The following is a 24,473-nucleotide window of genomic DNA, read 5'->3' on the forward strand; positions in this document are numbered from 1 at the left end:
GGCCCTGGAAGTTCGGAGGCCCCGGAAACCAAGAAGGAGGAGGGCCGATGCCGTTCGACCGGCGCCGGTTTCTGATCGCGTCCGGGGTGACCGGCGGCCTGGCCGCGGCCACCACCGCCGGGGTCGTGTCCTACCGGGAGCTTCACCACAGCGCCGCCCAGGAGCCGTTGGCCGGGGGTGGCGTCCTCGTCGTCGTCACCCTCTACGGCGGCAACGACGGGCTGAACATGGTGATCCCCGTCGAGGACCCGGCCTACCGGGCGGCGCGCGGCGAGCTTGCCTACTCCGCCGAGCAGGCGCTCCCGCTCACCGACGGCTTCGCGCTGCATCCCGCGATGACCGGACTGCGCAAGCTGTGGGACGACCATCGTCTGGCGATCATCCGCGGTGTCGGCTACCCGAAGCCAGACCACAGCCATTTCCGGTCGATGGCGATCTGGCAGACCGCCTCGCCGGAGACCGCGTCGACGACCGGATGGCTCGGCCGCTGGCTCGACGCCCAGGCCAAGACCCCCGCGGGCGGCTCGTCGGCACCTGGTGCTTCGTCGGCACCGGCTGGCTCCTCCTCACCCGGCAGCGCCGCCGCGCTGCGGGTGGTCTCCGTCGGCCCGACGCTCGCGCCGCTGGTCGTAGGCGCGACGACCGCCGCCGCGGCCGTCCCCACCGGCCCGTTCACGGCGCCCGGCGGCGCGATCGGCCAGGAGCTGCGCCAGCTCTACCGTCCCGACCCGGTGGACGGCCCGCTCGCCGCCCGGGTCGCGTCCTCCGGCGCCGACCTGTTCACCGTCGCGGGCACGCTCGGCCCTGTGCTCGCGGGCCAGGCCGACCAGGACACGGGCCCGGCCGGTCAGCTCGACGGCGGCGGGGGTGACGCCACCGCGGCCCCCGCCGCCGGCACCGCCACGTCGCCCCCGGCGTCGGCCACCGTGGCCGCGGCGAAGGCCGGCGAGCTGGGGGCGCAGCTCGACGTGGTCGCCGCCTGCATCCGCGCCGGCGTGCCGACCAGGGCCTACTCGGTCAACCTCGGCGGCTTCGACACCCACATCATGGAGAAGGCGACCCAGGCGAAGCTGCTCGGCGAGCTGGACGCCGCGCTCACCCGCTTCCAGGCCGCGATCGTCGGCGACCCGCACGGGACGGCGGTCACGACAGTGGTCTATTCGGAGTTCGGCCGGCGGGTCGCGGCCAACGCCAACGACGGCACCGACCACGGCACCGCCGCCCCCGTCCTCGTCCTCGGCACGAACGTCCGCGGCGGCTTCCATGGCGACGCACCGAGCCTGACCAACCTGGACGACGGCGACCTGAGGTTCACCACCGACTTCCGCTCCGTCTACGCCACCCTCCTGGAGCGTGTCCTCGGAACCGAGGCCGGCGTCGTCCTCGGCTCCCAGGAACACTTCCCCCGCCTCGCCTTCCTCTGACCGATCCCGACGGGACCGGCCTGGGGCCGGCCCCGTCGACTGATCGCGTACCGGAGTCTCAGACATCTCGACGCCACATCCGGCGCGCCGGCGGCCGGTGTAGCGATGGCCGGCGGGCTGACAGCGGGCCGGACCGGGGCTGGCGCGGCCTGGGGCGACAGTCGGGGAGGTGACCGTAAATCGGGTGAGCCAGTTCCGGCGCGCGCCATAGGGTGACTGGTGGGCGAGTCGGCGGGTGAGCCGCCGGGCGGCGGTGGCCGCTGGGACGGTTCGGCCCGTGGGCGGATAAGCCGTCGCCGCGGAGCCGGCGGCGAGCGCTCGTCGGCAGGCGCGGGTGGGGCCGGGGCCCATGTTCCTGGGCGCTGGCGTGGTCGGAGGGATGGGCGCGTGACGGAGCCGACGCGGGTTCTGCCAGAGAAGACCGAGCCGGAGGCGCCGGCGGCCGACGGCGGTCCGCTGGACAACGTGATCTGGGCGGCGCTGACCGGGCCGCAGGCGGGGTTCGCCGAGCGGGCCGGGCAGGCTGCGCGGTTCCAGACCGACGTCGCGCCCTTCGCGGCCATGGCCGGCGGGCCGGGGCGGTGGGCCTGGGACGACCTGGCCAGGGTCGTCGGCCCGGGCGGCCCGGCGGTGCTGTTCTTCGTCGAGGAGGAACCGCCGGCTGGCTGGCGGTCCGTCGACGTGCTCGGCCTCGTCCAGATGGTCGCGACCGACGCGTTCGCCGACGCTCCCGAGCCCGAGGCACGGCCGCTCGGCCCGGACGACGTGCCCGCGATGCTCGACCTGGTCGGCCGCACCCGCCCCGGCCCTTACCTCCAGCGGACCATCGAGCTCGGGAGCTACCTCGGCGTCTTCGACGGCGACGCGCTGGTCGCGATGGCGGGGGAGCGGCTGCGGATCCCCGGCATGACCGAGGTCAGCGCAGTGTGTACCGACCCCGCCTACCAGGGCCATGGCCTCGCGACCCGGCTGATGCGCGCCGTCGCCGTCGGGATCCGCGCCCGCGGTGAGACGCCGTTCCTGCACGCGGCGGCCACGAACACGACGGCCATCCGCCTCTACGAGCACCTCGGCTTCGAACTGCGCGCCACCACGGTCTTCCGCTTCGTCGAGGCGCCAGGGCTCCTCGAGCCCCGCCTCCTCGAGCCGGGCATTCCGGAACCTCGCGCCGACGAGCCGGGCGGCTGGGCGGACGACGACGAGCACTTCGTCCGCCCAGGCGAGTGCGGCTGAGCCGGGTCTATGGGGGGTCGGGGAGAGGAAGCTACGCGCGGGGTGCGGCGAGCTGCCGGCCATGTCGCGGATTGCGGGAGATGACGGCCCGACCCGCGAGGTAGCTTGCGGAGGGGACCGGCGGTTCCAAGGAGGTGGTCGCGGTGGTGCGCAGGGCACCTACGACGGATCCAGAGGACGCCGGTGGGACCGGGCGTGGCCCGGCCTCATGGGCGGCGGGCGTGCCCGGGGTGGCGCACGCGCTCGGGCAGTCGTGGGCGCAGATGGGGGCGCGGCGCAGCCTCGCCACGCTGCGGCTGCTCAACCAGGTCGACGGGTTCGACTGCCCCGGCTGCGCCTGGCCCGACCCGGACCCGAATCACCGGCACGCCGCCGAGTTCTGCGAGAACGGCGCCAAGGCCGTCGCCGAGGAGGCGACGCTGCGCCGGCTCACTCCCGCGTTCTTCGCCGAGCACAGCCTGACGGGCCTGGCCGGCCGTTCCGGATACTGGCTGGGCCAGCAGGGCCGGCTCGTCGAACCGATGCTGAAGGCCGCCGGCTCCGACCATTACGTCCCGGTTGGCTGGGACGAGGCGTTCGGCGTCATCGCCACTGAGCTGGCCGCCCTCGCGAGCCCGGACGAGGCGGTCTTCTACACCTCCGGCCGCACCAGCAACGAGGCCGCGTTCCTCTACCAGCTGTTCGTCCGCGCCTTCGGCACGAACAACCTGCCCGACTGCTCCAACATGTGCCACGAGTCGTCCGGCGCCGCGCTGACCGAGACGATCGGCATCGGCAAGGGTTCCGTCACCCTGGAGGACCTCGAACAGGCCGACCTGGTGCTCGTCGTCGGCCAGAACCCGGGCACCAACCACCCGCGGATGCTGACCTCCCTGGAGAAGGTCAAGCGACGCGGCGGGTCGATCGTCGCGGTCAACCCGCTGCCGGAGGCCTCGCTGCTGCGCTTCCGCAATCCGCAGAAGCCGTCCGGCGTCCTCGGCGCTGGGACGACGCTCGCCGACCAGTTCCTCAAGATCCGGCTCAACGGCGATCTGGCCCTGTTCCAGGCGCTGTCCCGCCGGCTGCTCGACGCCGAGGACGCCGCCCCCGGCACCGTCCTCGACCACGGCTTCCTGGCCGCCCACACCACCGGCTTCGACGCGTTCGCCGCCCACCTGCGGACGCTCGACGACGAGGAGGTGGCGGTGGCGACGGGTCTGGCGGCAGCCGAGATCGACGAGCTCGCCGCCCGGGTGCTGGCCTCCGACAAGATCATCGTCTGTTGGGCGATGGGGCTCACCCAGCACGCGAACGCGGTCGCGACGATCCGCGAGGTCGTCAACTTCCTGCTGCTGCGCGGCAACATCGGCCGCCCCGGCGCGGGCGTCTGCCCGGTGCGCGGGCACTCCAACGTCCAGGGCGACCGGACGATGGGCATCTGGGAGAAGATGCCGGACGCCTTCCTCGACCGGCTGGGCGCCGAGTTCCGCTTCTCCCCGCCGCGCCACCACGGCTACGACGTCGTCGACGCGATCCGCGCGATGCGTGACGGCCGGGCCTCGGTGTTCGTCGGGCTCGGCGGGAACTTCGTCGCCGCCACCCCGGACAGCGCCGTCACCGAGTCCGCGATCCGCTCGTGCCGGCTCACCGTCCAGATCTCCACCAAGCTCAACCGCTCGCACGCCGTCACCGGCCAGGTCGCGCTGATCCTGCCGACGCTGGGCCGCACCGAGATCGACGTCCAGGCCGGCGGCCCGCAGGCCGTCACCGTCGAGGACTCGATGGGCTCGGTACACGCCTCCCGCGGCACCATCGCGCCCGCGGGGCCGGCGCTGCGCTCCGAGGTCGCCATCGTCACCGGCCTCGCGGCGGCGACCTTCGCCGCGCGCCTCGCCCGCCTGGGGAGCGTGCCCGGCGCTGCCGGCGGTGCCGCCGCCACTGCCGGTGCGGCCGCCGTCACTGCTGCTACTGCCGGCTCTGCCAGTACTGCCGCCGCCGACGGGACTGCCGCTGACGGGACCACTGTCACTGGGCCTGTTGCCGCGGGGACTGCCGCCGACAGGGTTGCTGTCACGGGGACCGCCAACGCCGACCCGGCCTGGGTGGATCCCGCGAGCCAGGTCGTGCCGGCCATCGACTGGGCGGGGCTCGCCGGCGACTACCGGCACGTCCGCGCCCACATCGCGCGCGTCATCCCGGGCTTCGACGACTACGAGGAGAAGATCGCCCACCCGGGTGGCTTCCTGCTGCCGCACCCGCCGCGCGACGCCCGCGAGTTCCGCACCCCGTCAGGACGGGCCGTGTTCACGGTCAACCAGCTCACCGTGCTGCGCGTCCCGCCCGGGCACCTGCTGCTGCAGACGGTCCGCTCGCACGACCAGTACAACACCACGATCTACGGCCGCGACGACCGCTACCGGGGAGTGCGGAACGCCCGCCGGGTCGTGCTGGTCAACCCCGACGACCTCGCCGTCCTCGGCCTCGCCGACGGCGACCGCGTCGACCTGGTGAGCGTCTGGACGGACGGCGCCCAGCGGCGTGCCGAGGACTTCCGGATCATCGCCTATCCGACGGCCCGCGAGTGCGCCGCCGCCTACTTCCCGGAGACCAACGTCCTCGTCCCGCTGGACTCGACGGCCGAGCGCAGCAACACTCCCACCTCAAAATCCCTCGTCATCCGCCTCGAACCCCGCGCCTGACCCGCCGAGGCGTCGTGATGGCCCCGCGGCCCGCGGTTCCGTCGTGTTCCTCGTATTGCCCGGGTTCGGGACGACTGGCCGGACGTCGGCGCCGCGTCGCGCACCTTGGCCGGACGCGCGAGCCGCCCATGATCTGGTGGAATCCTCGGAGCTGCCGCTCGGAAAATGTCATCAGGTCATGGAAGTGGCTCTACCAGCATCAGCCGGTCAGACCCCTGGCGCGCCGGAGCCCGGCCCGCTGCGCGGACCGGACGTGAGATCCGCCGGTTCGGGACGACCGAGGCGGACGCCGACCGGCAGTATGACGGTGATGACAGGCAGCGGTCCGGCCGCGGAACTCGGCCCGGCCCCGCCGAGAGACGGGAGAACGAAAGCATGACGGAGTCCGCCCAGAAGGTGGCGATCGTGACCGGTGCGGCCCGTGGCCTGGGTGCCGCGACTGCCCTGCGGCTGGCCGAGGACGGCTACGCCGTCGCCGTGCTGGACCTTGAGGAGCAGGCCACGAAGCCGGTCGTCGACCAGATCGTCGCGGCGGGCGGCAAGGCGATCGGCGTCGGCGCGGACGTGAGCAACTCCGCGCAGGTCGAGGCCGGTGTCGCCAAGGTCGTCGCCGAGCTCGGCCCGCCGACCATCCTCGTCAACAATGCCGGCATCACCCGCGACAACCTCATCTTCAAGATGCCCGAGGCCGAGTGGGACCTCGTCATGGCCGTGCACCTGCGCGGCGCGTTCCTGATGACGAAGGCCTGCCAGAAGCACATGGTCGACGCCAAGTGGGGCCGGATCGTCAACCTCTCCAGCACGTCGGCGCTCGGTAACCGCGGCCAGGTCAACTACTCGGCCGCGAAGGCCGGCATGCAGGGCTTCACCAAGACGGTGGCGATCGAGCTCGGCAAGTTCGGGGTCACCGCCAACGTCATCGCCCCTGGACTCATCGAGAGCGAGATGACCCACGCGACCGCCGAGCGCCTCGGCGAGACCTGGGAGGCCTACGAGGCCCGCCGCGCGAGGGAGATCCCGGTCGCGCGCGTCGGCCAGCCGGCCGACATCGCCCACGCCGTCTCGTTCTTCGTCAGCGAGGGCGCCGGCTTCGTCTCCGGCCAGGTCCTCTACGTGGCCGGCGGCCCGAAGGCCTGAGCCGCCAGGCCGCACGCTGGACCAACCGGCCTGGCCTCCAGGCTCCTGGCCCCGGGCCGACCACGACTCGTCGGTCCGGGGCCTTTCGGTTACCTGGAGTGGTCGGCCGTGTGCGGCTGAGTCGGCCGCTGCCGGGCCAGCGGAACCGGGTCGGCGTGTTTTTCCTCGGCCGACATCACGCCCCGGGCCCGTCCCGGGAGTGTCCGTTCGCCGGGGCCCGGTGTCAGCCCCGGACCGTGGCATCTGAGCCTGCCTATAGACACGCCAATCCAACACACATGCCCACCGGGGGATCGAACTGTGTTGGCTGAGCCTGCCTATGAACAGGCCCAAGTGCCACACATCCGCGCATGGCCGATCTCGGGCCGTGGACGGCCCGGCGGGAGTCGCCTCGCCGTCTCGCCTGGAGGGAGCGCCTGGGCGCCGGGGTTTGCGGCGGGACCGGGTGGCGAGGCCTGGGGCGGCCTACCGTTGGGACATGACGACGACCGCCGGCCCTTCCGCCCCCATCGGCTCAGCCCCGAATCGGGAAGTGGGCGGATCGGCGCATTCTGGCGACGCTGTCGCGGCCGGAGCGGTTTCGGCCGGCGGGCCGGGGCTGCCGCAGCGGCGGCAGCTGGTCACCGAGCTGCCGGGGCCGCGGTCGCGGGAGCTGCTGGCGCGCCGTGACGCGGCCGTCGCGCGGGGTGTGTCGATCGCCCTTCCGGTCTTCGTCACCGCGGCGGGCGGCGGGATCCTGGTCGACGTCGACGGGAACGCGCTGATCGACCTCGGCTCCGGGATCGCCGTCACCACCGTCGGCAACAGCGCCCCACGGGTCGTCGACAACGTGATCGCGCAGGTTCAGGCGTTCACCCATACCTGCTTCATGATCACGCCGTATGAGGGCTACGTCGCGGTCTGCGAGCAGCTGGCCCGCCTCACCCCGGGCGACCACGACAAGCGCTCGGCGCTGTTCAACTCCGGGGCCGAAGCCGTCGAGAACGCCGTCAAGATTGCCCGGATCCACACCCGCCGCCAGGCCGTCATCGTCTTCGACCACGCCTACCACGGGCGCACCAACCTGACGATGGCGCTGACCGCCAAGAACCAGCCCTACAAGAACGGCTTCGGCCCGTTCGCGCCCGAGATCTACCGGGTGCCGCTGTCCTACCCGTTCCGCGACGGCCTGACCGGCCCCGAGGCCGCCGCCCGCGCGATCGGGATCATCGAGAGCCAGGTCGGCGCCGCCAATGTCGCCGCCGTCCTTATCGAGCCGATCCAGGGCGAGGGCGGGTTTATCGTCCCGGCCGAGGGCTTCCTGCTGGCGCTCGCGGACTGGTCGCGCGCTAACGGCGCTGTGTTCGTCGCCGACGAGGTGCAGACCGGTTTCGCCCGCACCGGCTCGATGTTCGCCTGCGAGCACGAGGGCGTCGTCCCCGACCTCGTCGCCACCGCCAAGGGCATGGCCGGCGGCCTGCCGCTGTCGGCCGTCACCGGCCGTGTCGAGATCATGGAATCCGCCCACCCCGGCGGCCTCGGCGGCACCTACGGCGGCAACCCGCTGGCGTGCGCCGCCGCCCTCGGCGCCATCGAGACCATCGAGCGCGACGGCCTCGTCGACCGGGCCCGCGCGATCGGCGAGCGGGTGCTGCCCCGCCTGCGCACCGTCGCCGGGCGAATCCCGGCCATCGGCGACGTCCGCGGCCGTGGTGCCATGCTCGCCGTCGAGATCGTCGACCCCGCCACCAGCCAGCCGGACGCCGCCGCCACCGGCCGTGTCGCCCGCCGCTGCCACGAACAGGGCGTCGTCGTCCTCACCTGCGGCACCGACGGCAACGTCCTGCGCCTGCTGCCCCCGCTCGCGATCGGCGACGACCTCCTCGACGACGGCATCACCGTCCTCACCGAGGCCCTCGGCTCCCTTGCCCTCTGACAGCCCCGGGCGGACCCGTGACAGCCCCCGGCGACCTCGGGCGCTAGCGGTTGCGGACGTGGGGCCCCAGGCCGCTGTCGGTGAACTGGACGCGTTCGACGAGCAGGCGCAGCTCGCGGATGGCGACCGTGGCCGCGGCGACGTCGAGAGGGCCGGTGCCGACCCGCAGGTCGGTGGGCTGGAAGCCTGCCCGGCGGGCGGAACGGGGGCGGGGCTCACCGGACGGTGGCTCGCCGGCGAGCTCGGCGAGGACGGCGGTGAACGGGCCCACGGCCTCGGCGCGCTGGACGAGCCAGCGGGAGGTGAGTACCCGCGGACCGTCGGCCAGGTAGGCGTGGGCATCCCCGCCGGTGCTGGTCGGCTCCCGGGTCCCGGGTGAGATCGGGGCGTCGGCGCGGGCCGCGGCGAGGACGAGCCAGTCGAGGGTCGCCCACAGCTCGGTGAGCCGGGCCCGCAGCGCCGCCTTGGCGGCAAGCGTCCAGTGCGAGTCGGCGGCGACGTCGACCAGCCGGCCATGCAGGCCGGCGAGGCCGAGCCAGCGGCCGAGTACCACGTGCACCGCGGCGGCGTCCTCGACGGCCGCCGGCGCCGGCACCGGCGAGGCGACCAGCAGGTCGAGCGCGGTGCCGAGCGCGCCGAGCCCCGAGATCGTCCCGGTCAGGTCCCCGCCCGCGCCCGCGCCGGTTACGCCGAACGAGGCGGCGAGGTCCGCGGCGGGCCCGCGCAGCCGCTCGGTGACGGCCGTCGTGCCCGCCCGGCCGCGGGCGTGGCGTAGCAGCCACTCGCTCGCGAGCTCGTGGAACTCGCGGGCCGCGCGGCGGCCGGCCAGCTCGGCCGCCGCTTCCATCGCGTCGCCGCGCCGGTCGAGTGCCGCCCACAGCCCGTCGAGGCCGAACAGCACGGCCGCCGCCGCGTACGCGCGGGCGGCGTCGGCGCTGGTCACGCCGGTCTGCTCCTCGAGCCGGAAGACGAAGCCGGGCCCCAGCCGGTTGACCAGCTCGTTCGCCAGCCGGGTCGCGATGATCTCGCGGACCAGCGGGTGCGCGCTGATCCGCCCCGCGAAGCGCTCCCGCACCGCGGGCGGGAAGTAGTGCTGGGCGACCAGGTCGAGCGCGGGCGTGTCCGGCAGCGTCGAATCCAGCAGCTCCTGACGCACGAGTATCTTCGCCTTGGCCTGCAGCACGGCGAGCTCCGGGCGGGTGAGCCCGGAACGCGCCCCCCGCAGCTCCTCCAGCCGGACCTCCGACGGCAGGTGGTCCAGCGACCGGACCAGGCCGGAGCGGACCTCCAGATTGCGCAGCAGCCGGATGTGGCGGTCCAGGAAGTACGGCGCGTAGGTCGCCGCCAGGCTCACCGCGACCGCCTGCTGGGCGCTGTCGTCGAGGACGGCGGTGGCGACGTCGTCCGTGAGCGAGCGCAGCAGCTCGTCGCGGCCCTCGCGGGTCAGCTCACCCTCGTCGACGGCGCCGGCGAGAAGGATCTTCAGGTTGACCTCGCGGTCGGACGTGTCGACACCGGCGGAGTTGTCGAGGAAGTCGGTGTTGATCTTTCCTCCGAGGTGGGCGAGCTCGACGCGGGCGGCCTGGGTGACGCCGAGGTTGCCGCCCTCGACGACGACCCGGGCGCGCAGCTCGTCGGCGTCGACGCGGACCGCGTCGTTCGCGTGGTCGGCGGCGTCGTCGTGGCTCTCGGTGCTGGCCTTGACGTAGGTACCGATGCCGCCGTTGTAGAGCAGGTCGACGGGAGCGCGCAGCAGCGCCTGGATCAGCTCGACCGGCGACATCCCGACGCTGTCGCTGTCGCCGTCGCCGGTGTCGGTGTCGGTGTCGGTGTCGGTGTCGACCGAGGCGCCGTCGCTGGCGGGGGCGGCCGCGGGGGGGAGGCCGAGAACCTCTCGGGCCCTGGCCGAGAGCTCGACGCTGCGGGCGTCGCGACGGAAGACCCCGCCGCCGGTTGAGAGGATCTTGGGGTCGTAGTCCGCCCACGACGAGCCGGGCAGGTCGTAGAGCCGCTGCCGCTCGGCGAACGAGGCCGCCGGGTCGGGATCCGGGTCGAGGAAGACGTGCCGGTGGTCGAAGGCGCCGATCAGACGCATCGAGCGTGACCGCAGCATCCCGTTGCCGAAGACGTCGCCCGACATGTCGCCGATACCGACGACCGTGAAGGGATCGCGGTCGGCGTCGACGCCGAGCTCGCGCAGGTGCTGGCGGGCCGACTCCCAGGCACCCCGGGCGGTGATCCCCATCGCCTTGTGGTCATAGCCGGCCGACCCGCCGGAGGCGAACGCGTCGCCCAGCCAGTAGCCGTACTCGGCGGCGATCTCGTTGGCCAGGTCGGAGAAGGTGGCGGTGCCCTTGTCGGCCGCCACGACCAGGTACGTGTCCGGATCGTCGTAGCAGACGGTGCGCTCCGGGCCGACCGGCTTGCCGCCGGCCAGGTTGTCGGTGACGTCCAGCAGGGCCGAGACGAACGTCCGGTACGCGGCCCGCACCCTGTCCTGGCTCGGACGCCCGCCTCCCGCCCCGGTACCGGCCCCGCTCGCGTCGCCGGTACCAGCCCCGGCCCCGGCCCCAGCACCGCCATGGACACCGGCGGCCAGGGTCGGCTCGTGCAGGACGAAGGCGCCCTTGGCACCGTCGGGGACGATGACGACGTTCTTGGTGACCTGCGCGCGGTAGAGGCCGTGCACCTCGGTGCGGTAGTCCTCGGGCCGGTCGGAGAACCGCAGGCCGCCACGGGCCACCCGCCCGCCGCGCATGTGCACGCCCTCGACGGTCGGCGAGGTCACGAACACCTCGACCCAGGGGCGCGGCGCTGGCAGAAACCCGAGCCGGGACGAGGCGATCTTCAGTGCCAACGCCGGCTTCGGCCGCCCGGCCACGTCGCGCTGGTAGTGGTTGGTACGGATCACCGCGGCGAGCACGTCGCGCAGCCCGCGCAGGATCCTGTCCTCGTCGAGACTGGCGACGGCGGCGAGCAGCGCCTCCAGCCTGGCGGACGCCCGCGCGGCACCGGCCGCCCGGTTGTCCGGGCCGCGGCGGTCCGGGCGGTCCGGGCGGTCCGGGCCGGCGTGGTCCGGGTCGAAGCGGGCCCGGAAGTAGTCGAGCAGCCCGTGGGCGAACGCGGGGTTCGCCAGCACTGTCCGCGCGGCGTAGCCGTGCGACAGGCCGACGCCGGTCTGGTGCAGGAACCGCCAGGCCGCCCGGATGACGTTCACCTCGCGCCACGGGACCCCCGCGCTCAGCGCCAGCCGGGTGAACCCGTCCAGCTCAGCCTGCCCCGTCCACACCGCGGCGAACAGCTGCCCCAACGCCGCCCGTACCGCCGCGTCCGCGGACACTGTGCCCGACGGCTCCGGCAGCCGCAGCAGGTACTCGTCCCGCTCGGATGTCCTGGACCCGTCGGAGACGGCCGGCGGCCGGTCGTGGTCGACGACCTCGACGCCGAGGCGGGTGAACACGTCGACGACGGCCGCGAGCGGTGGCCGTCCCGTCGCCACCGGCCAGGTCAGCGCGCACCGCGTCGTCCCGCCGGCGCCGTCGCTGAACGTCATCTCAGGGGCGGCGGCCGCCGGCGCGCCGGACGGCCCCACCACCCGTGCCTGACCACCGTTTCCTGCCCCCGCCTCGGGGCCGTCCGTCCCCGCGCCACCTGCACTCACGGCCTCACCGGCTTCTCCATAGTCCTGACGGCCCTGCCCGGACGACCCGGTCCGAGCGCCCGGTCCCGAGCGCCGAGTTCCGGGGACCGGTCCCGAGGGCTCGGTCCCGACGGCCCGATATCGCGTCGGTGGTTGTCCACGTCCTACCTGACGCTAGAACTCGCGCCGAGATCGTGTCGTCCTGACAGGGTGGCCAGCCACATGTGCGGTGACGCCCGGGCGACAGGTCGGGACTTGCGTAGCCATCGCCGGACACGCGCGGTCTGAAGTAGCCTCCTGCCACCGGGGCCGCACCCAGTGCCACGGCGAAACAGTGTGCATGCCGTCCCGCGGGCCTTGAGCGGCACGTGACTGCGGCGAGCGGCCGGCTCATGCCAGGAACAGGGGCAGCAATGGACCAGCCCAGCTTCACCAGGTCAGCGGGTACAGGCTCCGACGCGGTCCGGAAGGCCCGGGTACGCCTCACCGGGCTCGACGTGGACCTCTTCCGCCACCCGCTCGACCGGCAGGCCACCAACAACCTCAAGAGGGTCCCGGGGTTCGACAAGGCGGTCGCGAGGTTCATCGAGTGGGGCGTCGAACGGATCGAGTACGTCGAGCACACCGCGTCGGGCGTGCGCGTCGGGCCCCGGCAGCTGCCCCGCGTCCATGGCCTGCTGCGCGAGGCCTGCGCGGTCCTCGACATCCGCGAGCCCGAGCTCTACGTCCGCCAGGGGCCCCCGAACGCCTACACATCGGGGCACAACCACCCCTACATCGTGCTGTTCACCGAGCTGATCGACCTCATGTCCGAGGACGAGCTCCTCGGCGTCCTCAGCCACGAGGCCGGGCACATCAAGTGCGGCCACGTTCTCTACAAGACGATGGCGCGGGTGTTCGGTGGCGCGGCGACCGCGGGGATGCGGCGCGTGAACCCGATGACGGTCGCCGTCGGGCTGGGTATCGGCGCGGCGCTGAAGAGCTGGGACCGCGCGTCGGAGTTCACCGCCGACCGCGCCGCGATGCTGGCCACCCAGGACCTCGACGCCTGCGTCGGGATGATGATGAAGCTCGCCGGTGGCGTCCGGTCCGACGAGATGGGCACAGCCGCGTTCCTCGAACAGGCCCAGCATCTGGACGTCCTCGCGGCCGAGAGCAAGATCTCCCGGCTCCACCGTTTCCAGCTGCGCGTCGGCAGCGGCCATCCGCTCGTCGTCGAGCGTGCCCGCCGCTTCCAGGAGTGGATCGCCAGCGGCGAGCCCGGTGACATCGTCGCCCGGTACGCGGCGGCCACCGTCCCCGCCCAGCCCACCACCGGTCCTGACGGCCGGTACTAGCGATCAGGACCAGCCTGGGCCGGCCACGTAGGGCGAGGGAAGATCGCTGGTGGCTGGTGGCTGGTAGCTGGTAGCGCTGGTGGCGGGCGACGCTGGTGGCGGGTGGTGCTGGAGGCCGGCGGTGATCTGGTGGCATTTTGGAGCCAGGACCCCGAAAATGCCACCAGATCATGAGCCGGGCCATGATCTGGTGGGATCGTCGGTGCCGCCCCGCTCACCGGTAACGACTTTTCCCTCGGGCAGCTTCTCGCTCGTCGTCCGTGGCCGCGTGCGGCGGTACGGCGGGTGCGCCTGGGCCGGTGCCATCGCCCTGACGGGCGCCCGCGCGGAGCGACCTCACCGGCCGGGCGAGCGGGATGGGCCGGCGGGATGGGCGAGTATGGCCGCATGCGACGCGCGGGGCGACACCGATGACCATGACCGGGCTGCCCCCGGAGGGGCGGGTGCTGGCCCGGGCGGTCACGGCCGTGGTCGACGCGGCGGGGCGGCGCGACGCGGCCGCGTTGCGGGCGGCGTGCAACCAGCTGCGGACCTGTGACGAGGCGGTGGCACGGGAGGTGCTGCACCGGCTGACGCTGAGGCTGGTCGAGCGGGCCTACCCCGACGGTGTCGACGCCGACGACATCCGCGGGCTGTTCGACGAGGTCGTCCGCCGCGCGTCGCCCTGGCTGACGGGCGTCGAGCCATATGCGGTCGTCGTCGTGCTCGCCGGCGCGCTGTCCATCCGCCCGCCGGACGACGCGCCGAAGCCGAGCCTCGACCCGGACGCCCTGCCGATCGCCTGCGCCCTCGTCGTCGATTACCTGCTCGTCCGCCTGGGTTCCCGACTGCCCGCCGAGCTGGCACACGCCTTCGACGAGCTGCGCACCGCCCAGACAAACGAGATGCCCTGAGAGCTGGGAGAGGGTTCTGGGCGCCGGATGCCTCCGCCGCCCCGCGCCCCGCCGCGCACTGTTCGCCCGGCACCCGGAGCGGACGATCGTCACCTGGGTAGTCGGGGAACGACGGGTCCTCCGTGGAGCCGGGCGGGGTCCGGCAAGACTGGGAAGATGGCTGACACTCTTGCCGTCCCGGAGACGCACCGAGATCTGTTCACGAGCTCCACGTTCATGCTCAGCACGCTGAACGCGGACGGCTCAATCCAGACGACGGCGATCTGGGGCCTGGTGGGCGAGGACGGTGTCGTGCGGACCTCGCTGTCGAAGAACCGCCACAAGTACAAGAACCTGACGGCGCGCCCGACGGCCACCATCTTCGCGATCTCCCCGTCGAACCCGCATCACACGGCGGAGATCCGCGCGAAGGCGATCATCGAGGATGACACGGACAAGTCCTTCCTGGTCACCATGCTCGCCACCTACGGCAGGACGCTGGAGCAGTTCGGCGCCCCTGGCCTCGAGCCCCGCGTCGCCGTGACCTTCCGGCCGACCCGCGTCGTCGTCCTCGGCTGAGCCGCTCGCCCCGCCACGCACCGGCCACCTTCACCGCCCTCGCGGGTAGGACGTCGCGGAAGGGAACCAGGGCGGCCGGGGGTGCGTCGGAGGGGGCGTGATGCGGCGACGTGAGTTACTGCGAGCGGCCGTCCTGGGTACGGCGGGCCTGGGAGCGGGCGCCCTGGTCGGCGGGTGCGGCGACGCGGCGGGCCCGGGGGATCGCGGCGGGAACGGTGGCGGCGCGGCGGTGGCGGCGCAGAACGTCGCCCGCGCCACGGCGGACACGGGCGCGCTCGCCGGCGCCGCCACCGCGGTCCGGGGGCTCAGCGGCGACCTGTACCGGCGGATGGCGGCGGCGAACGCCGGAAACCTGGTGTGCTCGCCGTACTCGGTGGCGGTCGCGCTCGGGATGACCCGCGCCGGCGCCGCCGGCCGCACCGCCTCCGAGATGGACGCGGTGCTGCACGCCTCCGCGCTGGGGAGCGGGCCCGACGCGTTGCCGGCTGGGCTGAACGCGCTGACGCTGGCGGTGGAGAGCCGGGCCGGCAAGCGGACGCTGGCAGACGGGTCGACGATCGAGATTCTCGTCGACGTGGCGAACTCGTTGTGGGGCCAGCGGCAGACGCCCTGGGAGGCGCCGTTCCTGGAGACCCTGGCGCGCTACTACGGGGCGGGCATGCGGACCATCGACTTCGGGGCGGACGCGGCGGGCGCGACGAGGGCGATCAACGACTGGACCGCGAAGCAGACCCACGACCGGATCCCCACGCTGCTCTCGCCCACCGATCTGGACGCCTCCACCCGGCTGGTGCTGGTCAATGCGCTGTACCTGCGCGCCCCATGGCAGATCCCGTTCGGGGACGCGCGGCCGGCGCCGTTCACCCGTCCCGACGGCTCGGCCGTCCAGGCGCGGCTGATGAGCCTGACCCTGGCCCAGGCCGGGTACGCGACCGGGCCGGGCTGGCGGGCCGTCGACATCCCCTACGCCGGCGGCGAGCTGGCCATGGCGGTCGTGCTGCCGGACCCGGGCCGACTCGACGCGATCGAGGCCGCGCTCGACGAGACGGCGCTACGTGGCCTGCTCACCGGTTTCCAGCCGACCGCGGTGGAGCTGGAGCTGCCGCGCTGGACGTTTCGCACCCACGCCGGCCTCGGCGACCCGCTGGCGGCGCTCGGCATGCCGACCGCCTTCGGCGGCGACGCCGACTTCAGCGGGATGACGCGGGCCGAGAAGCTGCACATCGACAAGGTGGTGCACGAGGCGTTCATCGCGGTCGACGAGCAGGGCACCGAGGCCGCGGCCGCGACCGCCGTGGCCATGGCGGTGTCGGCGATCCTGACCGAGGTCCGGCTGACGGTCGACCGCCCGTTCCTGTTCGTCGTCCACGACCGGGCGACGGCCACCCCGCTGTTCGTCGGCCGCGTCGTCGACCCGACCGCCGCCTGACCCGCGCCGCCACCGTGGCCGGCGCCCGGCTGGCCTCAGGAAGTTAGCGATGCCGAAATTTCGTCCTGACGAGGCTGTCATGACGGCTGGCCAGAGTGTTCGCCAGGTCAACATGCGAGGAGAGGGGTGTGGCCGCCCCGGATGATCCGTGCGTCTGGCCGGCCGCCGGCTCCCCGGGCAACGCTTTCGCGTCTGGAGGCATCATGACCAGGATCTTCGCCGACCTGCGGGCTCCCGAGATCGCGGACCTGTCGCCGGGGGCGGTGGCCGTCCTGCCGATCGGGTCGGTGGAGCAGCACGGGCCGCACCTGCCGCTGTCGACGGACCTGGTCGTCGCCGACACGCTCGCGCGCGACGTGGTCGCGGCCCACGGAGACGAGATCGACCTGCTGCTGCTGCCGACGCTGGCCTACAGCAAGTCCAACGAGCACGCCTGGTCGGCGGGGACGATGTGGCTGTCGGCTACGACGGTGCTGGCGACGCTCGACGACCTGGGCCGCTGCCTCGCGACGACGCCCGTCGAGCGGCTGGTGTTCCTCAACGGCCACGGCGGCAACAGCGCGCTGTTGCAGGTCGCGAGCCGCGACATCCGGCTCGCGCACGGGCTGCGGACCTTCGTCATGCACCCATCGCTGCCGCCGGATCACGGCGGGACGGCGCCCGCGTCCGAGCTGGGCATGGGCATCCACGCCGGGATCGAGGAGACGTCGCTGATGCTGCACCTGCGCCCGGACCTCGTCCGGATGGACCTCGCCGAGCGCAGCGTGCCCGAGCACCTGGCCGGGTTCGAGCGGGTCGGCTGGGGCCGCCCGGTCTCATTCGGCTGGCTGTCCGACGACTTCGGGACGAACGGCACGCTCGGCGACCCGGTCGGCGCCACCGCCGAGCACGGCAAGGAGCGCTACGAGGCGATGGTCGAGACCGCGTCCGCGTCGCTGCGCGAGATCGCCCGCTTCGACCCGAGGCACGCCCGGTGACGGCCGGCCTGTCCACGGCGGCCCAGCCGCTGGCCGGGCCCGCCTCGGACGAGCTACCGGCGCACGCCGACGTCGTCGTCATCGGCGGCGGGCACAACGGGCTGGCGTGCGCGGCGTACCTGGCGCGCGCCGGCCAGTCCGTCGTCGTCCTTGAGGCGCGGGAGACGGCTGGCGGGTGCGCGTCGACGGTCGACGCGGTCGGTGCCCGCGTCAACATCTGCAACTGCGACCACACGATGATCCGCGCCAGCGGCATCGTCGAGGAGCTCGACCTCGCCTCGTACGGCCTGCGCTACCTGGACGTCGATCCGCTGGTCATCGGCGTCGGCTGGGCCGACGAGCCGGTGTTCGTCCAGTGGCGCTCGATCGAGCGCACCGTCGACGGGCTCGCCCGCATCGGCCCGGCCGTCGCCGCCGCCTACCGGCGCTACCTGGAGGTCGCGATCCCGGCGGCGAAGCTGGTGCTGGCCGTGCAGTGCGGCCGGCCGACGACGCCGTCGATCGTCGCCACCGTCGTCGCGAAGCAGAGGCTGCGCGGCTCCCGGGTGCTGCTGGACTGGCCGCGGCGAAGCCTGGTCGACGTGCTCACGTCGTTCGGCCTGCCGCCGTGGATGATCGCCTCGACGCACACCGTCGGCCCTGCGGTGTGGGGGCTCGGGCCGGACGCGCCCGGCAGCGGGCTCGGGGCGCTGGGGCTCGCGATCCGCCACCTCGTCGGCGTGGGCCGGCCGGTGGGCGGCAGCGGCGCGGTGCCGGCGGCGCTGGAGGCCTGTGCGCGGGCGCACGGCGGCCGGATCGTCACCGGGGCGCGGGTGTCCGGGGTGGACATCGTGTCGGGGCGGGCCCGGGCCGTGCGGCTCGGTGACGGGCGGCGGATCACCGCCGGGGCCGTCGTCAACGCCACCGACCCGCACACCCTGCTCGTCGACTGGCTCGCCGGCGTGCCGGCCGCGCGGGGCCTGCGGAAACGCTGGGTGGAAAGGCCCGCGGCCGACGGCTACGAGTCGAAGGTGGACGCGGTCGTCACCGCCCCGCCGACGCCGCGCGCCGTGCTGGAGCTGCCCGAGGATGTGCTGCCGGCCGCGCTGCGCCACGTGCCGACGACGGTCGTGAGCCCGACGTCCGAGCAGCAGGTCGCGGCCGCGGCGGCGCTGCGGGCCGGCCTGGTCAGCGATCCGCCGATGTTCTTCCTCAACACCCCGTCCGTCCTGGACGAGACCATGCGGCCCTCGCCGGCCGAAGGGCGGGGGGTGATGGCGGAGCCTCCCGCGGCGGGAGGCCCCACACGCGACGCGGGCGTGCACGTCCTGAGCCTTGAGGTGCTGTGGACGCCGTGGGCGCTGCGCGGCGGCTGGGGCGACCCGGCGCTGCCGTGGGGCTGGCTGGAGCGGTTCGCCTCGATCTGCGGCGACGGGCCGGGCGTGCTCGCGTCGGTGCGCGACTGGCGGGCGATGACCCCGCCCGACTACGAGCGTGAGTTCTTCCTGCGCCGCGGCTACGTCCCGTCCTTCCCCGACGGGGTCATGGCGGCCCTGCTGGGCCGCCATCGCGAGCTGTCCCGCTACCGCACGCCGATCGCCGGCCTCTACCTGACGGGCGGGGCCACCTTCCCCGGGGCCGGTGTCTGGGGCGCCTCCGGCCGCAACGCCGCGGCGACGGTCCTGGCCTCGGCCGGCCGCACCAGGCTGCCGCTGTAGCCGGAGAGGTCACGAGGTCCACACACAGGACCGGCGCGGTCTCAGCTGAGCAGGGCGCCGGACGTGTGCTCGTCGACGGGGAGGTCTCCGGCCGTCGTCGCGGTGACCTCGATCGACTGGAGGGTGACGATGCCCCCCAGAATGTCGGCGAAGGCGGCGTCGGCGGCATCCCGGCCGGTCGCGATGCGCACCAGGCTCGCCCGCGGGACCTTGCGGGTGGCGTCGTAGACCCGCCAGGCGCCGTCGATCCAGGCCTCGAAGACCGCGTGGAAGTCCATCGGGGTCAGCCCGGGCGCGTAGACGGCGGCGAAGCGGGCCGGGATCAGGAGCGCCCGGCAGAGCGTGATGCCCAGGTGGGCGAAGTCGCGGCAGACGCCCTGCCCGGTGAGCAGCGTGTCCTCGGCGGAGTCGTGGACGGCGCTGGAGCCGGGTACGTAGCCGATGCGGTGATGGATCCAGGCGGCGATGGCGTCGACCCGGGGCCGCCCTGGCGGCAGGCCGCCGAACTCGGCGACCGCGAAACCGACGACGTGATCTGACGGGCAGTAGCGGCTCGGCCAGAGGTAGGTCAGTTGTTCCATGGTGAGTCCGCCGGCGTCGGCGAGGCCGGGGGATATGTCCTTGTGGGCGACCGTATCCCCGCCGGGGGAGGCCGCGGGGGCCGCGGGCGCCTGCTCGAGTTCCGCCCAGTACGACACGGACAGGAGGCCCCGGGGGGCATGAAGCAGGTGTATCCGGCCGCCGTGCGGGGCGGTGAGTTCAGTCGGCTCGACGAGGGGTGCCTCACCCGTTGTCGTGGTGGCCAGCCGTTCGACGAGTACCCGGGGTCCTCGGGCGGCGGCGATCGACAACGCGATGTCCGCGGGCTCCTCGACGTCGAACGCGAGCTCGGCGCTGACCACCCGGCCCCGGCCGGCGGCGGCTCGCGGGGGTGGAGTCCCGTCGGGGACTCCCGTCTTCGTCGTCACGCCGGCCGCCTCACCCCGGCGGCGACCTCCGCCGGACGCCCACCGCCGGCAGGGCGCCGACCACCGCGTCGGGATCCGCGATCCCGGCCCACTGATGATTGTGCCAGGTCCACTATTTGTGCCAGGTCGGTAGACCCGGGCGGCTGGCCGGACCGCCGCCCGGTAGGCTGCTCGAAAGCGACTGAGTACTCGTCCCGGTCTGGTCCGAACGCCTGTTCTGGGTTCCAACTCGCTGATTCCGTAGGGTCGGCTGAGAAGGATGACCATGACCGTTAATGCCATGGCCGCGTCTAAAATTCCGGATTTGGCCCAGTCTGACGACAGCTCGCCGGTACCGGCCGGCCGTCTCGACTACGTCGAGCTGTCCCAGCGCGTAAAGCGCGCTGGACTGATGAACCGCCGTCCTGGTCGCTACGCTCTCATGATCCTGGCGAACTGGGCGCTGCTCGGCGGCGGCTGGCTGTTCTTCGCCTGGCTGGGAAACTCGTGGTGGCAGCTGTTCACCGCGGCGTTCCTGGCGGTGATGTTCACCCAGGTGGCGTTTCTCGGGCACGACGCGGGCCACCGGCAGATCTTCGCCGGCCGGCGGTCCAACAAGGCCGTGGGCCTCCTGCACGGAAACCTGCTGGTCGGGCTGAGCTTCGGCTGGTGGATGGACAAGCACGGCCGGCACCATGCGCACCCGAACACCGTGGGTCGCGACCCCGACGTTGGCAGTGGCGCGTTCGTGTTCTCGCCGGACGAGGCCCACGACCGCCGCGGCTTCCTGCGCTGGATGACCCGTCATCAGGCATACCTGTTCTTCCCGGTCGTGCTGCTCGAGGGCCTGAACCTGCACGTGGCCAGCGTCCTCGAGCTGGCGGCGCGGCGGAACCGGGCCGCGGTCACCGAGGCGGCGCTGCTCGCGGCCCACACCATCGCCTACTTCGGCACGATCTTCCTCGTCCTGTCGCCGCTGAAGGCCCTGGTCTTCATCGCGGCCCACCAGGCGCTGTTCGGCCTGTACATGGGCTGCGCGTTCGCCCCGAACCACACGGGCATGCAGATCTTCTCCAAGACCGGCACCGACTTCCTGCAGCGGCAGGTCCTCTCCTCGCGCAACATCCGCGGCGGCCGGATCACCGACATCTTCTACGGCGGGCTGAACCGCCAGATCGAGCACCACCTGTTCCCGATGCTGCCGAGGCCGAACCTGCGACGGACACAGGCGATCGTGAAGGAGTTCTGCGACACGCACGGCGTCAGCTACCGGGAGAGCAGCCCCCTGGGCTCGTACCGGGAGATTCTCGTCCACCTGCACGCCGTCGGCGAGCCGCTGCGGCGTCGTCCCGCCCAGGCGTGAACGGCCAGAGCCGGGGCTGCCGGACCGCGGGCGCGGGCAGCCCGGCTCGCCCGACCGAGCGGCCGGGGAGCGCCCACGTAACCCGAGCCGGGCGCGCGGCACGCCGCGGGCCTCGCCGGCGGGCCAATCCCTGACAGGCCCGCGCGCGGCCTCGGACGACGCCGGCCCAGGCCCAGGCTTGGACCGGCTGTGCGTTCGCGTCGCGGCGGTCCTGCACGTCGACGGCGCGACGATCTCGGTGACGGCCGGCGCCATCGGCCGGGGAGCGCGCGGCGCGAGCGACGCGGCGGCCGGCCGGCTCGACGATCTTCAGCTCGCCCTCGATGAGGGCCCCTGCCACGACGCCGCCGAGGACGGCGGCCCGGTGCTCGTGGGGGATCTGGCCGGGCCGGCGGGGCAGCGTTGGGGGCGGTTCACGCCCACGACGCTGGCCGCCGGGTACCGGGCGGTCTTCGCCTTCCCGCTGCGGATCGGTGCGATCGAGTTGGGGACGCTGTTCCTCGTCCGGGCCAGCCCCGGCGGGCTGGACGGCGGCGCCCTGGCGGACGCGCTGGTCGTCGCGGACACCGTCGCCCTGATCCTGCTCGACCCGCCGGCCGGCAGCCCACCCGGCGACGCGACAGGCGACCCGGCCGAAGGGCGCGCGATCATGGCGGAGCCTGGCGCGCCTGGAGGCGGCTTGGACGACAGCGCGGCCGAAGGGCGCGCGATCATGGCGGAGCCTGGCGCGTCCGAATGTGACCTGGACGACATCACGGGCGACCTCGCGGGCGGTCCTGAGGACGATCTGGCGGGCGAGGCCGCGGCCCGGCTGCGGGCGCGGGCCGCCTCGCTGTACCGGCCCGAAATCCACCAGGCTACCGGGATGGTCATGGCCCAGCTCGGCGTGAGCGCGCAGGAGGCCCTGGTGCGGCTGCGCGCGCTCGCCCGTGCCCGGGGTCAGATAGCCGACGAGACCGCCCGCGACATTGTTGCCCGCCGGCTGCGGCTCGGCGGAGACCTGCCCCGATGATGGGGGCAGGGAGGGACGGTCCCCCCGTTGGTGAGGCGTGCGGAGGCAGCGGTGTGCCGGGAACGGGAGCTGAGCGAGGCGTTCGTGGGCCTCGCCGACAGCTTGGTCGCCGACTATGACGCGGCGGACCTGCTACACCGGTTGGCTGACCACTGCGTAGCGCTCCTCGGCGTGGCCGCGGCCGGCCTGCTGCTGTCCGACCAGCGCGGGAGGCTGCAGGTGGTGGCCGCGTCGTCGGAGGCGAGCCGCCTGCTGGGGCTCTTGCAGCTTGAGCACGACGAAGGGCCTGGCCTGGACTGCTATCGGACCGGCATGACGGTCACGGTCCCCGACATCGACCTGGCGGCCCTGCGGTGGCCGGTCTTCGCGGCCGAGACCCGCTCCGCCGGCTACCGCGGCGTGCACGTGCTGCCGATGCGGCTGCGCGACGACGTGGTCGGGACGCTCAGCCTCTTCGGGGCCCGGCCCGGCCCGCTCGAGGACACCGAGGCCCGTGTCGCCCAGGCGCTCGCCGACGTGGCCACGATCGCCATCCTGCAGGAGCGCGCGATCCGTCACCACGAGCTGCTGGCCGAGCAGCTGCAGCACGCCCTGACCAGCAGGATCATGATCGAGCAGGCCAAGGGAGTCCTCGCCGAACGCGGCGGCCTCGACATGGACCAGGCGTTCGCCCGGCTGCGCCGGTACGCCCGCGACACCAACACCCGCCTCACCGACCTGGCCCGCGGCATCGTCGAGGGAACGCTCGACAGCAGCCGGGTGCTCGGTGCCTAGCCGGCCCGGCAGCCGCCGCCCTGAGCACGCGGGCGGCGGCCCCGGCGGCCGGCCGTGGGGAGCCTCAGGAGGCTACGGAGCGGGGAGCTTCCCGGGGTTGAGCAGGCCGTCGGGGTCGAAGCGGGCGGCGGCCTCGCGGATCATGTCGACGCGGTTCTTCAGCACCCAGGTGTGCGGGTCGTTGACGAAGACCTCGACCTCGGCGAGGCGGGCCATCCGGTCGTAGAGGGTGTCGGCGTCGTCGAAGCGCAGGAACAGCATGCCGGCCCAGAACCGGCCGCCGCCCTCCAGGTCGGCGAAGCCCTCCAGGTGGATGAGGGTGTCCGGCGCGATGGCTGCCACCTCGGCGCGGCGCCGGGTGAGCCCTGGGCCGCCGCACTGCAGGTGGGTGAGCTCGGGGCGCAGCTTGCGGACCCGGTAGGTGGTGTGGTTGTACGACAGCGATGTGACCAGGGCCGGGCCCTTCGGCCGGACCGCGTCGACCCGGCCGCCGTGGCGTCCGACGATCGCGGTCGCGGCCGGGACGCTCTCCTCGGTGACGATGCCGCGCACCGACAGCCGGTCGGCCGGCATCGCAGGGTCGGCCGGGCGGTAGGTGGCGACGACGCCCGCCTCGTCGAGGGAGAGCAGCCTGGGCGTCGGCTCCAGGCCGAACAGCTCCTCGCCGGCGGCGACGGCGCCGTCGAGCTCGGGGAACGAGGCGAACAGCGCGGTCCAGCGCCGCGCCGGGCGCAGCGCCACCGTCGCCGTCGCGATGACGCCGCTGACGCCGAAGGCGTGCGACTGGGCCATGTTGTCCGGGTAGGGCACGTCCACCGGGGTGGCGTCGTCGGTACACGGCACGACCCGCAGCGAGCGGATGTAGCCGTCCCAGACGGCGCCGTTCGCGATCGAACCGGTACCGCCGGCGCCGCCGGCGATGAACCCGCCGATCGTGGAGCCCACGGTCGACGGCATGATGGCCAGCTCCTGGCCGGTCGCCAGCGCCGCCTTCTCCATGAGGACGAAGGACGCGCCCGCCTCGGCGGTGATCCAGCCGTCCTCGACGGCGAGCACCTTCGTCGCCCGGGACGTGTCGAGGACCAGCCCGCCGAACAGCGGGATGCCCTGGCCGTAGTTGCCCGTGCCCTGCCCGCGCACGGTGACCGGCACCCGGTGGCGGTGCGCGGCGCCGACGGCCACGGCGATGCCCTCGGCGTCGGGCGGGCGGACCACGACGTCGGCGACGCCGCCGGGCAGCATCGGGCGCAGGACGGGGCTCATGTGCGCCCAGTCCGTCGACGCGGTCAGCCGGGCCGCCTCGTCGCGGGACACCGCGTCCTCGCCGAGCAGCTGGCTCAGCTCGAAGGTCAGGTTGTTCAGCGCTTCTGGGTCGACCGGGGTCACCTCGGGCAGCGTGGCCCGTTTGAACACCGGCATGGCGACAGGTTCCGCCATGAACATCCTCCGTCATCGGGAA

The 24,473-nt window shown here is 73.6% G+C and carries 17 protein-coding genes; 14 read left to right on the forward strand and 3 right to left on the reverse strand.

Going from position 1 to position 24,473, the window contains the following annotated elements:
* The first annotated feature begins 47 nt into the window (after positions 1–47).
* From QOZ89_RS22695 to gabT, 5 genes are all read left to right on the forward strand, one after another.
* Complete coding sequence (locus QOZ89_RS22695) at positions 48–1,424, forward strand: DUF1501 domain-containing protein (RefSeq protein ID WP_071051606.1); 1,377 nt, start codon at positions 48–50, stop codon at positions 1,422–1,424.
* 387 nt (positions 1,425–1,811) lie between these two features.
* A complete protein-coding gene (locus tag QOZ89_RS22700; protein WP_198543441.1) occupies positions 1,812–2,657 on the forward strand; it encodes a GNAT family N-acetyltransferase in 846 nt (281 codons plus the stop codon).
* Between the two features lie 143 nt (positions 2,658–2,800).
* The gene (locus tag QOZ89_RS22705; protein WP_083419381.1) at positions 2,801–5,335 is read left to right on the forward strand and encodes an FdhF/YdeP family oxidoreductase; all 2,535 of its coding nucleotides are present in this window, start codon (positions 2,801–2,803) and stop codon (positions 5,333–5,335) included.
* A gap of 375 nt (positions 5,336–5,710) precedes the next feature.
* A complete protein-coding gene (locus QOZ89_RS22710; RefSeq protein WP_071051607.1) occupies positions 5,711–6,472 on the forward strand; it encodes an SDR family oxidoreductase in 762 nt (253 codons plus the stop codon).
* Positions 6,473–6,917: 445 nt separating this feature from the next.
* Positions 6,918–8,387: a 4-aminobutyrate--2-oxoglutarate transaminase gene (gene gabT / locus QOZ89_RS22715; RefSeq protein WP_397428822.1), complete on the forward strand. Its 1,470-nt coding sequence runs from the start codon at positions 6,918–6,920 to the stop codon at positions 8,385–8,387.
* A 43-nt stretch (positions 8,388–8,430) separates the two neighbouring features.
* Here gabT and QOZ89_RS22720 read toward each other — a convergent pair whose 3' ends face one another.
* Positions 8,431–12,048: an NAD-glutamate dehydrogenase domain-containing protein gene (locus tag QOZ89_RS22720; RefSeq protein WP_312625061.1), complete on the reverse strand. Its 3,618-nt coding sequence runs from the start codon at positions 12,046–12,048 to the stop codon at positions 8,431–8,433.
* 392 nt (positions 12,049–12,440) lie between these two features.
* On the opposite strand from QOZ89_RS22720, the gene QOZ89_RS22725 reads away from it, so the two are divergent.
* From QOZ89_RS22725 to QOZ89_RS22750, 6 genes are all read left to right on the forward strand, one after another.
* The gene (locus tag QOZ89_RS22725; RefSeq protein WP_312625063.1) at positions 12,441–13,364 is read left to right on the forward strand and encodes a M48 family metallopeptidase; all 924 of its coding nucleotides are present in this window, start codon (positions 12,441–12,443) and stop codon (positions 13,362–13,364) included.
* Between the two features lie 410 nt (positions 13,365–13,774).
* Complete coding sequence (locus tag QOZ89_RS22730) at positions 13,775–14,257, forward strand: hypothetical protein (protein WP_312625065.1); 483 nt, start codon at positions 13,775–13,777, stop codon at positions 14,255–14,257.
* A gap of 156 nt (positions 14,258–14,413) precedes the next feature.
* On the forward strand, positions 14,414–14,815 hold the full coding sequence (locus QOZ89_RS22735; protein ID WP_071051612.1) for a pyridoxamine 5'-phosphate oxidase family protein: 402 nt from the start codon (positions 14,414–14,416) through the stop codon (positions 14,813–14,815).
* A 100-nt stretch (positions 14,816–14,915) separates the two neighbouring features.
* On the forward strand, positions 14,916–16,244 hold the full coding sequence (locus QOZ89_RS22740) for a serpin family protein (protein WP_083419370.1): 1,329 nt from the start codon (positions 14,916–14,918) through the stop codon (positions 16,242–16,244).
* A 203-nt stretch (positions 16,245–16,447) separates the two neighbouring features.
* Complete coding sequence (locus tag QOZ89_RS22745; RefSeq protein ID WP_071051639.1) at positions 16,448–17,221, forward strand: creatininase family protein; 774 nt, start codon at positions 16,448–16,450, stop codon at positions 17,219–17,221.
* Positions 17,218–18,918, forward strand: coding sequence for a phytoene desaturase family protein (locus QOZ89_RS22750; RefSeq protein ID WP_071051614.1), 1,701 nt, complete (start codon positions 17,218–17,220; stop codon positions 18,916–18,918). Before QOZ89_RS22745 ends, QOZ89_RS22750 begins: the two co-directional genes overlap by 4 nt.
* Positions 18,919–18,959: 41 nt before the next feature.
* On the opposite strand, the gene QOZ89_RS22755 is transcribed toward QOZ89_RS22750, so the two are convergent.
* Entirely contained in the window at positions 18,960–19,886 is a 927-nt protein-coding gene (locus QOZ89_RS22755) for a transglutaminase-like domain-containing protein (protein ID WP_312625070.1), read from the reverse strand.
* A gap of 265 nt (positions 19,887–20,151) precedes the next feature.
* On the opposite strand from QOZ89_RS22755, the gene QOZ89_RS22760 reads away from it, so the two are divergent.
* The 3 genes from QOZ89_RS22760 to QOZ89_RS22770 all read left to right on the forward strand — a co-directional run bounded on the left by QOZ89_RS22760 (position 20,152) and on the right by QOZ89_RS22770 (position 23,014).
* Positions 20,152–21,228 carry a fatty acid desaturase family protein gene (locus tag QOZ89_RS22760; RefSeq protein ID WP_312625072.1) on the forward strand — a complete coding sequence of 359 codons (1,077 nt, stop codon included), beginning with the start codon at positions 20,152–20,154 and terminating at the stop codon, positions 21,226–21,228.
* 178 nt (positions 21,229–21,406) lie between these two features.
* Complete coding sequence (locus QOZ89_RS22765; RefSeq protein ID WP_312625074.1) at positions 21,407–22,240, forward strand: GAF and ANTAR domain-containing protein; 834 nt, start codon at positions 21,407–21,409, stop codon at positions 22,238–22,240.
* A 51-nt stretch (positions 22,241–22,291) separates the two neighbouring features.
* Positions 22,292–23,014: a GAF and ANTAR domain-containing protein gene (locus QOZ89_RS22770; protein WP_071051617.1), complete on the forward strand. Its 723-nt coding sequence runs from the start codon at positions 22,292–22,294 to the stop codon at positions 23,012–23,014.
* Positions 23,015–23,086: 72 nt separating this feature from the next.
* Here the strand turns inward: QOZ89_RS22770 and QOZ89_RS22775 are convergent, their stop codons facing one another.
* Positions 23,087–24,451 (reverse strand): FAD-binding oxidoreductase, encoded by a 1,365-nt coding sequence (locus tag QOZ89_RS22775; RefSeq protein ID WP_312625078.1) that lies wholly within the window; start codon positions 24,449–24,451, stop codon positions 23,087–23,089.
* Between the last annotated feature and the right edge of the window lie 22 nt (positions 24,452–24,473).

It is taken from the genome of Pseudofrankia coriaricola (genome assembly GCF_032027725.1).
Taxonomy (GTDB): domain Bacteria; phylum Actinomycetota; class Actinomycetes; order Frankiales; family Frankiaceae; genus Pseudofrankia.

Coding starts and splice junctions, on each gene's coding strand:
- QOZ89_RS22695 (WP_071051606.1), top strand. CDS start 48: ATGCCGTTCGACCGGCGCCGGTTTCTGATCGCGTCCGGGGTGACCGGC.
- QOZ89_RS22710 (WP_071051607.1), top strand. CDS start 5,711: ATGACGGAGTCCGCCCAGAAGGTGGCGATCGTGACCGGTGCGGCCCGT.
- QOZ89_RS22725 (WP_312625063.1), top strand. CDS start 12,441: ATGGACCAGCCCAGCTTCACCAGGTCAGCGGGTACAGGCTCCGACGCG.
- QOZ89_RS22730 (WP_312625065.1), top strand. CDS start 13,775: ATGACCATGACCGGGCTGCCCCCGGAGGGGCGGGTGCTGGCCCGGGCG.
- QOZ89_RS22735 (WP_071051612.1), top strand. CDS start 14,414: ATGGCTGACACTCTTGCCGTCCCGGAGACGCACCGAGATCTGTTCACG.
- QOZ89_RS22740 (WP_083419370.1), top strand. CDS start 14,916: ATGCGGCGACGTGAGTTACTGCGAGCGGCCGTCCTGGGTACGGCGGGC.
- QOZ89_RS22745 (WP_071051639.1), top strand. CDS start 16,448: ATGACCAGGATCTTCGCCGACCTGCGGGCTCCCGAGATCGCGGACCTG.
- QOZ89_RS22760 (WP_312625072.1), top strand. CDS start 20,152: ATGACCGTTAATGCCATGGCCGCGTCTAAAATTCCGGATTTGGCCCAG.
- QOZ89_RS22775 (WP_312625078.1), bottom strand. CDS start 24,451: ATGGCGGAACCTGTCGCCATGCCGGTGTTCAAACGGGCCACGCTGCCC.